This window comes from Phytohabitans maris (assembly GCF_031085175.1).
GTDB classification, from domain to species: Bacteria; Actinomycetota; Actinomycetes; order Mycobacteriales; family Micromonosporaceae; genus Phytohabitans; species Phytohabitans maris.
Window position 1 is genome coordinate 94,013 of sequence record NZ_JAVHUY010000036.1, and the last position, 12,654, is coordinate 106,666.

The 12,654-nt window shown below is 69.4% G+C and carries 6 protein-coding genes; all 6 read right to left on the bottom strand.

Going from position 1 to position 12,654, the window contains the following annotated elements; genetic code table 11:
• Positions 1 to 61 precede the first annotated feature (61 nt).
• Positions 62 to 3,877, bottom strand: a complete 3,816-nt coding sequence (locus tag RB614_RS31355) for a glycosyl hydrolase family 2 protein (protein WP_308716295.1) — start codon at positions 3,875 to 3,877, stop codon at positions 62 to 64.
• Between the two features lie 304 nt (positions 3,878 to 4,181).
• Positions 4,182 to 7,646, bottom strand: coding sequence for a glycosyl hydrolase (locus RB614_RS31360; protein WP_308716296.1), 3,465 nt, complete (start codon positions 7,644 to 7,646; stop codon positions 4,182 to 4,184).
• A gap of 197 nt (positions 7,647 to 7,843) precedes the next feature.
• Positions 7,844 to 9,313, bottom strand: a complete 1,470-nt coding sequence (locus RB614_RS31365) for a rhamnulokinase (protein ID WP_308716297.1) — start codon at positions 9,311 to 9,313, stop codon at positions 7,844 to 7,846.
• A gap of 1 nt (position 9,314) precedes the next feature.
• A complete protein-coding gene (locus tag RB614_RS31370) occupies positions 9,315 to 9,530 on the bottom strand; it encodes a helix-turn-helix domain-containing protein (RefSeq protein WP_308716298.1) in 216 nt (71 codons plus the stop codon).
• Positions 9,531 to 9,612: 82 nt separating this feature from the next.
• Positions 9,613 to 11,658, bottom strand: a complete 2,046-nt coding sequence (locus RB614_RS31375) for a bifunctional aldolase/short-chain dehydrogenase (RefSeq protein WP_308713880.1) — start codon at positions 11,656 to 11,658, stop codon at positions 9,613 to 9,615.
• A 3-nt stretch (positions 11,659 to 11,661) separates the two neighbouring features.
• Positions 11,662 to 12,654: L-rhamnose isomerase (gene rhaI / locus RB614_RS31380; RefSeq protein ID WP_308713881.1), on the bottom strand; the 993-nt coding region annotated here is incomplete at its 5' end.

A 12,654-nucleotide genomic window follows, 5' to 3' on the forward strand; every position in this document is an offset into this window, starting at 1 on the left:
CCTGTCTCAGCGATTTCCCGAAGGTGCCGTTCCCGGTGTGCGCCGGGAACGGCCACCGACGTCAGTGGTTGCCGGACGAGCCGCCAAGCGGCGCGTCGGTGTAGGGCTGGAACGCCACGCTGGTCAGCCCGTACGACTGGGCGGTGCGACCGACCCGGTTGCCGAGGTTGCTGTCCACCTGGACCTGGATCGTGTTGGCGCCGGCGCGCAGGTACGGTCCGATGTCGACGGCGTTGGTGATCTGGTCGATCGTGGTGATCCGGTGCCCGTTGACCGTGACCGCCGTGATCTGGTCGCCGTTGCCGTGGCCCAACACCAGGTTGGCGCCGTCGGTCCGCTTGTCCCAGTCGCGAGGCAGCTGGAACGTGTTGGTGTAGCGGCCGATCCCGGACACCTGTCCCATCCCGGTCACGTCCAGCGCGGTGAGCTGCTCGGCGGTGGCCGGCAGCGCGCTCCAGGCGCCGAGCGCGTTGGCGGGGAAGGTGACGGTGGTCTTGAGCGGTACGGTCGGGTCGCTGGCGCCGGCCTTGGGCCCCCAGCTTTCGAGGGACAGGCGCCACCCTCCGGAGAGGTCGACAGCCGCCGGCACGTCAGCGCCCGCGGTGCGCGTGCGCCCGTTGGAGAGCTTCACCGTGTACGTGCCAGACGTGCTGGCGCGCAGGAACATGTCCTTGCCGTTGTCGCCATAGTGGACGGTGCCGCCGCTGGTCGCGGTGGCGTGGACGGCGGAGCTGCCCCCGCCGGTCCGCACGATGAGCGCTTCCTGCGAGTCGAGGGTGACGTTCACCGTGACGGTGCCGTTGCCGCCGGTGTAGTGGGCGACGGGCGTGACGTCGCCGGTGAGGGCGTCGAGCACGTACGGCTGGCCGCCGCCGCGCAGTGTGACCGCCGCGTCGATCCGCTTGGCGACCGCCTCGCCGGCGGCGTGCGCGTACTTCAGTGGTGCCGTCAGTGTGACGTTCGGGTTGGGCGCGCCGGGGTCGGGCGAGGCGACGGAGGCGATCGTGACGACCTCCTGGGTGGCGCCGCTGCCGACCACGAGCCGGTCACCGGCCCGCTCGCTGGCGGTGGAGGTGAGCCGCAGCCCGGTCGTGCCGGCGGCGGCCGCGGCCGCGACGGTGGTCGCGGTACGGCTGTTGTAGAGGTAGTAGTAGTCGTTCTTGTTGTCGCGGCGCTGGAGGGTGATGAGCCCCGGCGCGGCGTAGCTCGCATCGGGCGCCAGGCCGGCCGTGCGGAGCGTGCCGTCGAGCTGCTCCTGGGTGCCGCCGGTGATGGTGCGCACGTTCGCGGTCGCCTTGAGCGTGGCCAGGGCGGCGGCGAGCTCGGTGTCGTTGTTGCCCGGTTGGTTGGTGCCGTAGACCCGCGCGATGTCGCTGTTGTAGAGGACGACGGGCAGGCCGGACTTTGCGAGCGAGGTCAGCTTCTTGACGGCCGGGACGTTGAGCTGGGTCACGCCGTTGACCACGATCGCCTTGTACGCCGCGCCGTTCGGGTTGAGCCGGCCGTTCTTGACGGTGGCAGTCGGCAGCGCGAGCATCCGGTCGTCGATGACGTGGTAGTTCCAGCCGGCGTCGAGCAGTGTCTGCAGCGAGTACGCGGTGCGGCTGGGCGAGGAGATCTCGTTGGAGCCTCGCAACACCGCCAAGTCGGCCTTGCCGGTGCCGCCCTGCAGCACGGCCTGGGTGCGGGCCACGTAGTCGGTAAGACCCTCCACGTTGGACCAGTACGCCTGCCGCGGGTCGAAGGCGCCCCAGCCGGTCGGGCTGCCGTGCTGGAACTCCCAGCCCGGCCAGGCGCTGAACGCCCCGTTGAAGGTGACCTTGTACGGTGTGCCGTGCCACTGCGGCCGGTTGACGCCGGACGCCCACACGAGGTTGAGGCCCTTGACCACGTCCACCCACGGGTTGGTGTAGTCGCGGGTGAACGTCAGCGACTCCGCCGACACCCAGTTGCTACCGGTCATCGACGCGGCCCCGGCGACGTGTCGGCCGTTCTCGGCCGAGCCACTGTCGGCCGACGTCTCGTGCACGCCGGTGGCGATCTGCGCGTGCTGCACGCCAGTGCCGCCGATGTCCTGGACCCGGAAGTTGTAGCCGAGCGTCTTCTTCGCCCAGTTCTGCAAGGCGGCCACGTGGTTGGTGGCGAAGTCGTCGGTCAGCTGGGCGGTCCAGTCCTCGGTCACCCGGTTGGACGCCAGCTGGTCGCCGGCGACGCTGGTGTCGAATGTGGACCCGCCGGCCAGCAGCGGCGCGTACCGGCTGGCGTTGTAGCCGAGGCGGCTGGACATTTCACTGAGCACCTTTGGCGCCCAGTAGTTGCCGGTGCCGGTCGGCTTGCTGAACTCCAGCGAGTCCTCGAACAGCGAGGCGTGCGGGTAGGTCTTGGCGTGGTCGCGGATCAGGTTGACGAGCTTGGTGTTGCCCATCCGCTTGACGACGGCACCGTCCTTCCAGGTGCCGAGGATGTTGTTCTCCCAGAAGTCGATCGTCGACTCGGTACCCGCGTAGTCGTAGATGCTGGTCGCGTACTCGCGGTTGTACTGCACGGTGTTGACGCCGCCGGAGCGGGTCTGGCCGGTGCCGCCGTGCCAGGTGCCGAACAGCACGCAGTCGCCGGCGGCCAGCGCCGCGCCGGGAGCGGGCACGTTGCAGCCGAGCGCGTCGAGGCTCGCGCGGTCGATGGTGGTCCGGTAGTCGTACTGCCGGTCGGCCATGCGGCGGCGGTTGCCTTCGGTGTCCACTTTGCCGGTGAAGCGGGGGTTGCGCGGTTCGGGGCCCCAGTCCGCGTCGATGGTGTTGATGTTCCAGCGGGCCTCGACGCCGGCGCCGCTCGCGTTGGCGGCGGCGGCGTTGCTCATGACGATGGAATCGGTGCCGACGCTGACCACCTGCGTGCCGGCGGGGATGCCGGGACCGGACAGGATGGAGCCGGCCTGGCGCTGGGCGCCGTTGAGGCTGTTGACGCCGGAGATGGTCGTCGAGCCGGCGGTGAGAGTGCCGGTGAAGGTGCCGGGGTTCGCCTGGACCCACGCCTTGTCCATGATGCCGGCCGGCGTTCCGGCGCCGGTCCGGGACGTCTTGCCCGACACGTCGGTCAGCGACGCGTACGCGAAGGTGGGCGTGCCGTTCGCCGCCACGGAGGCGACCTTGACGATGGTGGCGGCGGTGTAGTGGTCGACGAAGACGAACGGCACGTTGTCCAGGTCCCACAGCCGCTGCGCCGGCCGCGGCACGGACTTGCCGCTGGCGGCTAGGTCGTCGGTGGTGATGACGCTGTACGCGGTGCGCGCGTTCTGATGCTGGCCCAGGTCGTTGGGGTCGATGTTGTTGAAGGCGACCGGCCAGTGCTGGCTGAGCGTCAGGTCGATGACGAAGCCGCCCTTGATGGAGTCGGCGGTCTGGTACATCTGGGTGAGCGTCTTCTGCCAGGCCTCGGTGCCGAAGCCGACGGTCTTGGCCTGCGCGTTGCTGAAGTCGGTGCAGCACTGCCCGGCGGCGGTCTGCGCCATGTTCTGGTCGATGCCGGGCTGGCCCAGGCGCTGCTCGGGCGGGAGCGTGGCGCTCTGCGGGATCGCGGCGACCTGGTCGGACAGGTACGCGATCTCCATCCCGCCGAAGCCGCCGGCAGCGATCGCCCGCAGGTGCTGGTCGGTCAGGGCCAGGCCGGCCTTCGAGGTACCGGCGCCGGCGTCCGGCCACCAGGAGCGGCTCATCGGCTCGGCCGCCGCCGACGGGGATCGGAACTGGGCCAGGATGCTGCCGCCCGACGGCTCCCGGTCGCCGGCCTGGGCGGCCCCTGGCGCCGCCGCGACGGCCAGGGCCAGGGCCGCGACGAGCGCACCGTGCCGCACGCGTCTCGGTCTTCTGCTGGTTCTCATCTGCTGTCTCCTCCACGTCGCGAGGTCTGCCGGCTCGGGGGTGGAGCCGGTGGGCATGGCAAGACAGACCGGCGGAGCCGGCCTTGGTCGGATAGGTGGTGACGTGTGGCCCACGGCCGCCGCCGCGCAGCGCGCGTGGCTGGGCTTCCCGAGGATCGGTGGATTATTACGTTTCAATGGCCGTGTGCTGAGCCTAGGCTGCCAGCCGAAGGGGGCCAAGAAACATGACCGGAATCGGCCAGCCACCGGTGCTTAACACACTGGTAGCCGGGGCCGTGGACGCCCCGGCCACCAGCGCGCTGGGTCAGCCGGCGAGGATCGTCTGTACGAACGGCACGAGCCGGGCGGCGGTGAGCCCGTACGTCTGGGCCCCGGAAGCCCCACCGGTGACGCCGCGGCGGTTATTGAGTGACGTGTCGAGCTGGATCCGCACGGTGTTGAGGCCGGCCCGCAGGTAGCCGCTGACGTCGACGATGTCGGTGAACTGGTCCACGGCGCCGACATCGCGCCCGTTGACGCGCACCTGCACGACCATGTCGTCGCGGTGTTCGAGGTGGAGCAGGGCGCCGGCGGTCCGGTCCCAGGTGCGAGGGAGGGTGAACGTACGGGTATAGCGACCGATGCCGGAGACGCTCGCCATGCTCGCCACGCCGAGCGTGTCCAGCTGCGCCGCGGTGGCCGGCAGCTGGTCCCAGGTGCCCAGCGGGACGCCGGCGAACGTGACCGTGGTCTTGGCCGACACGGTCGGGTCGACGGCGTTCGTGGCCGGGTCAGGTCCCCAGCTTTCCAGCCGCAGCGTCCAGCCCTCGCTCAGAGCCGGCGGCTCGGGCACCGCGCGGACCGTCACCGTCCGCCGGGTGCCGGTCGAGAGGCGGACCGTGTACGTACCGGCCGCGGTCGCGCGGTGCACCAGGCTGCCGCCGGCCAGCAAGCGCACGCCGCCCGCGCTCACGTCGACGGCATGGACCTGCTTCGCCGAGCTGCCCCGCGCCAGCGCGACGATCGCGGCGTCACGCGGCTCCAGGTCGAGGCGGAGCGTGACGGCACCGCCGGTCGCTTCGTACTCCGCGATCCTGGCGACCTCGCCGGTCCACGCGTCCAGCAGATATGGCACGCCGTCGCCGGCCAGTGTGATGCGTTGGTCGGTGAGCGAGGAAACCACGGCGCCCTTCGACACTCCCCACGGACCGCTCGCGGCGGCGGGGCCGGCGTGGCCCTGGACGAGCGGGGCGGTCAGGGTCACGTTCGGCGCCAGGGCGGCGGGTGCCGGGGAGGGGATCTGCGCGATGGTCACCCGCTCGGCCTTGGCTCCGATGTCGACGGTCAGGGTGTCGCCGGTGCTGAGTCCAGCGGTGCTCACCAGTCGCAGCCCGGTGTCGCCGGGCGCCGCGGCGGCGGCCAGCGTGGTGCCGTTGTTGTAGAGGTAGTAGTAGTCGGTGTCCTTTGTGGCCCGTCGTGTGGCCTCCAGGTTCGGCACGTGGTACCGCCCTGCGGGGGTGACCTTCCACCGTTCCAGGTGTTCCAGCAGTTCGCTCTCGGTTGCCACGGTGGCGACGTTGCGGTGGGCGGTGAGCGCGGCGAGCCGCGAGATCAGGAGAGTGTCGTTGTTGTCCGGCTTGTTGGTGCCGTACACCCGGGCGATGGCGGAGTTGAACAGGACGATGCGCAGGCCGCGGTCTGCGTATTCGAGGAGCTTCTTCGCGATCGGGGCGGACATCCGGATCGCGCCACGGACGACGAGCGCCTTGTAGGCGGGGCCGTCCGGAGCTAGGACCCCGTCGCGCACGGTGGCCTGCTTGCCGGACAGCAGGGCCTCGCTGAGCAGGTTGTAGCAGTAGCCGCGGTTGAGCAGTTCCTGCAGCGAGTTCCCGGTCTGGACGCTGTATCCGGTGTCGGTCCCGAGCAGCACCGCGAGGTCCACTTTGGCCTTGCCCGCCTGCATGACGGCCTGGCTGCGGGTAACGTAGCCGGTGAACGCGCGCACGTCCGCCCACCAGATCTGGCGGGCGTTCCAGGAGGAGAAGCCGGGGCTGGAGAAGTTCCAGCCCGGCCATTCGCTCTGGTACCGGTTGAAGGAGCGGGCGAACGCGGAGCCGTGGAAGATCGAGCGGTTGACGCCGTGGGAGAGGTCCTTGTTGACCTCCTTCGCGACGTACTTCCAGGTCGAGTTGATGTCGGCGGAGAAGGTGGTGGTTTCCATCGACAGCAGCCGCCCACCGGTCATGTTGATGGCCGCGGCGATGTTGCGCAGGCCGTCGCCGGCGGTCGAGTTGTCTCCCTCGGGGATGTCCACCGCGGCGGCCGCGCCGGCGAAGTCCAGTCCGGGCAGCCGGTACGCCTGCGCGCGGTAGCTGTAGCCGAAGGTGGCCGTCCATTCGCTGATCAGCTCGGCGTGGGCGGTCTCGTAGAGGTGCCCCAGGGTCAGGTTCTTGTCCTCGACGATCCGTTCGGCCAGCGCACTGTCGTCGAACCGGGCCGCGGCACCGAGGGCGAGCACCGGTGCGTACCGGACGGGGTCGTATCCGTTGACCGACTTGAACTCGGCCAGCATGTCACGGGTCCACAGTGGGCCCTCGTTGTGGATTTCGATGGAGTCTTCGAAGATGCTTGAACCGAGCTTGCCGTTCGTCTTCAGCAGCGACCTGAGCTCCCGGTCCAGTATGTGCGCGGTCCAGAAGTCGAACACCTGCTGCACGCCCGCCCGGTTGAAGTAGTCGGTGGCGTACGAGCGGTTGTAGATCGTCACCGACGCACCGCCAGACATGACCTGGCCGGTGCCGCGCCGGTAGGTACCGAACAGCACGTAGTCGCCGACGGCGAGCGAGTCGCCCGCGCTTGGCCCGTAGCTGTCGAGGGCGGTGACGCGGCTCAGATCGGTCTGGTACAGGTACTGCCAGTCCGCCATGCGGCGCCGGTTGCCGTCCGCGTCGATCTTGCCGGTGAAGTCGGCGTCGACGGGGTCCGGGCCGAACTTCGCCACGATGTCCGCGTAGTCGATCCCGTTCGCTTCGGCGTACGCGCGGTCGGGCACTCCGGCGGCATAGCCGGCACCGGCCTGCTGCCGGCTGGTGGCCGCAGAGACGTCGACGAGCGACCCGATGGCGAATACCGGGGTGCCGTCCGCGGCGACGCTCGCCACCCTGGCCACGGTGGCGGCGACGAACTTGTCGACGAACAGGAAGTCCGCGACGAGCGTGCCGCGCGCGTAGTCCTTCACCTTCCGCGCCGGCAACGGCAGTGCGGACGGCCCGGTGAGGTCCGCCGTCGTGATCTTGCGGTAGGCGTACGAAACCTCCTGCTGCTGGGCGTCGTCGTTGGGGTCGATCGAGTTGACGATGGGCGGCCAGTGCGACGTGATCGTGATGTCGATCTTGAATCCGTCCTTGACGGAGTTGGCCGTCGACAGGGCCTTCTTCAGCACGCGCCGCCAGTTCTCACTGCCCCACCCGATGGTCTTGGCGTCGGCGTTGGTGTAGTTGGTGTTGTCGGACAGGTACGAGATCTCCACGCCGCCGAACCCGCCCTGAGCGAGGTCTTTGATCTGTTTGGCGACCAGCGCCAGACCCTCCGCATCCGCGCCGGCCCCCGCGTCCGGAAACCACATGCGGGCCATCGGCCGAGCATCCAGCCCGGGTGCCTGGAACTCGGGTGCGATCCGTGCCGATCCGGCGTACGACGGTGTGGTTCCGACGGAGACGCCGACCAGAGCGGAGGCGCTCGTCGCCGCGCCTGCCTTGAGCAGGCTCCGTCGAGATACTGCGGCGGTCATTGACATTCTCCTTCGACGGCCTGGAGCTGTACGGGCATATGGCTATCCGAAGTGGATGCTTGAATGGTGAGCAAGGCCGCTCCACAATGGAGTTCGATTCTTCTCGCGACCTGGGATGGTGCCCAGACATTAGGTGTCCGTCCTGGGCGGGGCAAGGAAAGTGGCCGAAAGCGGCCATGAGTCGGCCGTCGGCGTGGTCAGCCGCTCAGGCGGGCCGCGGCGGCGTCCCAACGGCGGCGATCGGGGCGCGGGAGGTAGCGGGTGGTCGGTTGGGTGGCGGCCAGCAGCGACCGCATTCGCCAGCGGTCGCCGCCGATCGTGCCGAGAGCGCGTGCCTGTACCAGCACGTTGCCGAGCGCACCGGCCTCGACCGGTCCCGCCTCCACCGGCAGGCCACAGGCGTCGGCGGTGAGTTGGCACAGCAACGCGTTCCGGGCACCGCCTCCCACCAGATGTACGACCTCGATGGTGCGTCCGGAGAGCCGCTGCGCGTCGGACACCGCCTGCCGGTACGCCAGCGCGAGGCTGTCCAAGATGCAGCGCACCACCTCGGCTTGGTCCCTGGGCGGTGGCTGCCCGGTCTCGTGGCAGACCTCGGCGATGCGGGCCGGGATGTCGCCCGGCGGCAGGAACCGCTGGTCGTCGACGTCGACGACGCGGGCGAGGCGGGGTACGCGGGCGGCGGCGCGTAGCAGCGGGTCGAGCTCGGCCGGCAGACGGGCCGAACGCCAGGTACGGATCGACTCCTGCAGCAGCCACAGCCCCATCACGTTGCGCAGGTAGCGGACGGTGCCGTCGACGCCGGTCTCGTTGGTGAAGTTGGCCGCGCGGCTGGCGTCGGTGAGCACCGGCCGGTCGAGCTCGACACCGACCAGCGACCAGGTGCCGCAGGAGACATAGGCGAACCGCTCGTCCCGGGCCGGGACGCCCAGGATCGCGGAGGCGGTGTCGTGCGACCCGACCGCGGTCACCGGCACGGGTCCGGCCAGTCCGGTCATGTCGCGTACCTCGGGTCGCAGCTCGCCGGTCGGATCCCCGGGCCGGCGTAGGGGCGGAAACAGCTCGGGACGGATGCCCAGCCGCCGCATCAGGTCGGTGGCCCAGGCGCCGGTGTGCACGTCGAGCAGCGCGGTGGTCGACGCGTTAGTGACCTCCGCGCCGGCGGTGCCGGTCAGCCAGAACCCGATCAGATCAGGGATGAGCAGCAGGGTGGAGGCGGCGGCGAGTTGGCGGGTGCCGGCTGCGGCGACGAGCTGGAAGACGGTGTTGAACGGCATGTGCTGGATGCCCGTGGCCCGGTACAGGTCGGCGGCGGGCAGGTCGGCGAAGACCTTGTCGGCGACGCCTTCGGTGCGCCCGTCGCGGTAGTGGACCGGGTTGCCGAGCAGGCGGCCGTCGACGTCGAGCAGGCCGTAGTCGACGGCCCACGAGTCCACACCGATCGAGTCGAGGCGCCCGGCTGCCCGGCCCGCCGTCTGGAGCCCGTCGAGGACGCCCCGATACAGCCGCAGGATGTCCCAATGCAGGCTGCCCGACACCCGGACGGGCACGTTGTCGAAGCGGGCTATCTCGGCCAGATCCACGCTGTCCGGCCTTACGCGGGCGAGCATGACCCGGCCGCTGGAGGCACCGAGGTCGACGCCGGCGATGGTGGTCGGTCGGGTCACGTCAGAGCAGCCCGTGCCGTACCGCCCACACCACCGCGGAGATGGGCGCGGGTACGCCGAGGCGGTCGCAGATCGCTCGGGTGCGGCGTCGCACGGTCCGTTCCGACATGTCGACCCGGCGGGCGACCGACTCGATGGGCAGGCCCTCCGCGATCAGGCGCAGCAGGGTCAGATCCTCGTTGTCCAGTGCTGGGCGACGCGTAATCGGTATGGTCACGGAGGCCACTCCTTCCCTTGCCGCGGTGGTTGCCCGCTGGGTCTCCGATCTGTTTGGGACGCTCGCCGCCGCCGGCGGCAGGTCATCGCAGGAATGCGGCTGCGACGCCGGCGTCGACGGGTATGTGGAGTCCGGTGGTGTGGGTCAGGTTGCCGGCGGTGAGGGCGTAGACGGCGTTGGCGACGTGTTCGGGGAGTACTTCCCGTTTGAGGAGGGTGCGTTGGGCGTAGAAGGCGCCGAGTTGGTGTTCGGGGATGTTGTAGGTGGCGGCGCGTTGGGCGCCCCAGCCGGCGGCGAAGATGCCGGAGCCTTGGACGACGCCGTCGGGGTTGATGCCGTTGACGCGGATGCCGTGGGGGCCGAGTTCGGTGGCGAGGAGGCGTACTTGGTGGGCTTGGTCTGCTTTGGCGGCGCTGTAGGCGAGGTTGTTGGGTCCGGCGAACACCGAGTTTTTGCTGGTGATGTAGATGATGTCGCCGCCCATGTGTTGGTCGATGAGGGTGGGTGCGGCTTCGCGGGAGATCAGGAAGGAGCCGCGGGCCATGACGGAGTGTTGGGTGTCCCAGTCGGTGTCGGTGGTTTCGAGGAGGGGTTTGGAGATGGATAGGCCGGCGTTGTTGATGACGAGGTCGAGTCCGCCGTAGGTGAGCAGGGTGGTTTGGATGGCGTGTTGGATGGCGGTGGTGTCGGTGACGTCGACGGTGAGGGGTATGGCGGTGTCGGTGTCGCCGATTTCGGCGGCGACGGTGGCGGCGGTGTGGGGGTTGCGGTCGGCGACGACGACGCAGGCGCCTTCGGCGGCGAGGCGGTGCGCGATCGCTCGGCCGATGCCGGAGCCGGCGCCGGTGACCAGGGCGATGCGGGTGGTCAGGGGTTTGGGTTGGGGCATGCGCTGGAGTTTGGCTTCTTCCAGGGCCCAGTATTCGATCCGGAACTTTTCGGCTTCGCTGATCGGCTGGTAGGTGGAGATGGCTTGGGCGCCGGCCATGACGTTGATGGCGTTGAGGTAGAACTCGCCGGCCACGCGGGCGGTTTGTTTGTTGGTGCCGTAGGAGAACATGCCGATGCCGGGGATGAGCACGATCGCCGGGTCGGCGCCCCGCATCGGCGGGCTGTCGGGGGTGGCGTGCTGCTGGTAGTAGGCGGCGTAGTCGGCCCGGTACTGTTCGTGCAGGTCTTTGAGGCGCTGCTTGACCTCATCCAGGGGTGCGGTGGGGGGTAGGTCGAGCAGGAGCGGGCGGACCTTGGTGCGTAGGAAGTGGTCGGGGCAGGAGGTGCCGAGCGCGGCCAGCCGGGGGTGTTGCGTGCGGGCCAGGAAGTCCAGCACCGGGGCGGTGTCGGTGTAGTGGCCGACCTGCCGCCGGTCGGTGGACGCCAGCCCGCGCAGGAGCGGGGCGAGGGCGGCGGCCCGGGCGTGCCGCTGCGGCTGCGGTAGGGCGGTGTAGCCGTCGATGATCGGGCCGAACGGGTCGGGGCGGCCGCGTTCGTCGATGAACGCCTGCGCGGTCCGGATGATCTCCCGCGAGTTGGCCTCACACTCGGCGCTGCTGTTGCCCCAGGCGGTGATGCCGTGCCCGCCCAGGATGACCCCGATCGCCCGCGGATGAGCCTGCTTGGCGGCGGCGATGTCCAGGCCGAGTTGGAAGCCGGGACGCCGCCAGCCCAGCCACACCACCCGGTCCCCGAAACACTGTTTGGTGAGGGCTTCACCGTCGGCCGCGGTAGCGAACGCGATACCGGCGTCGGGGTGCAGATGGTCCACATGTGCCGCGTCGACCAGGCCGTGCATCGCGGTGTCGATCGAGGGTGCGGCCCCGCCCCGCCCGTGCAGGCAGTAGTCGAACGCGGCCACCATCTCGTCCTCGCGCTCCACCCCCGGATACACCTGCGCGAGGGCGCGTAGCCGGTCCAGCCGCAGCACCGCCAACCCGGCCGGTGTGAGCGTGCCCAGGTCGCCGCCCGACCCTTTGACCCACACCAGGTCGACCGGCTGCCCGGTGACCGGGTCGATGCCGGTGCCCTTGGCCGAGGTGTTACCGCCGGCGTAGTTGGTGTTGCGGCGGTCGGCGCCGAGCCGGTTCGAGCGGCCGATCAGATCCTCAACCGGCGAGTCGTCAACGGTGGACACTTTTCAGGCTCCCCATCCGGCTTGCTGGCCGCCGACCCGCTCGGCGACGATCTTGTCCCCATAACCCGACCGCTGATACGCCGCGACCGGGTCGGGGTCCAAACCCATCTCCCGCCTGACATCCGCGAGCAGGGGACGCACGTCGGTGTTGTAGGCGTCCATGAAGACCGCGTTCGCACCCAACACGTCACCGGCCCGCTGAGCTTCGGCCAGGGCGTCGTGGTCGACCAGCAACGCCTTCGCCGTCGCCTCCTGCACATTCATCACCGAACGGATCTGCGCCGGGATCTTCGGCTCGATGTTGTGACACTGATCAAGCATGAACGCGATCCCCGCCCCCGACTTGAGCGCGTCCGCCGACACGATCTCATGCATGATCCGAAACAACTGGAACGGATCCGCTGACCCCACCATCAGGTCGTCGTCGGCGTAGAACCGCGAGTTGAAATCGAACGCCCCCAACTTCTGCTCGCGTAGCAGGAACGCCACGATGAACTCGATATTCGTACCCGGCGCGTGATGCCCGGTATCGATCACCACCTGCGCCTTCTCACCCAGCCGTAGGCAGTGCGCGTAGGCGGTACCCCAATCCGGGACGTCCGTAGTGTAGAACGCCGGCTCAAACAACTTGTACTCCAACAACAGACGCTGGTCGGGATTGAGACGCGCGTAGGTTTCCCGCAACGCCTGCGCCAGCCGGTCCTGCCGGACCCGGATCGAGTCCTGACCCGGATAATTCGTGCCATCCGAGAACCACAACTTCACGTCGCGGACACCGACCTGAGCCGCGATGTCCACACACTCAAGGAGGTGGTCGATGGCCTTACGCCGCACCGCCGGATCCGGATTCGTCACCGACCCGAGCATGTAGTCGTCGTCCTGGAACACATTCGCGTTGATCGTCCCCAACCCGACCCCATGCTCCTTCGCGAACCCCGCCAGATGCGTGTAGTCATCCACCCTGTCCCACGGAATGTGCAACGCCACCGTCGGCGC

Coding starts and splice junctions, on each gene's coding strand:
- RB614_RS31355 (WP_308716295.1), bottom strand. CDS start 3,877: ATGAGAACCAGCAGAAGACCGAGACGCGTGCGGCACGGTGCGCTCGTC.
- RB614_RS31360 (WP_308716296.1), bottom strand. CDS start 7,646: ATGACCGCCGCAGTATCTCGACGGAGCCTGCTCAAGGCAGGCGCGGCG.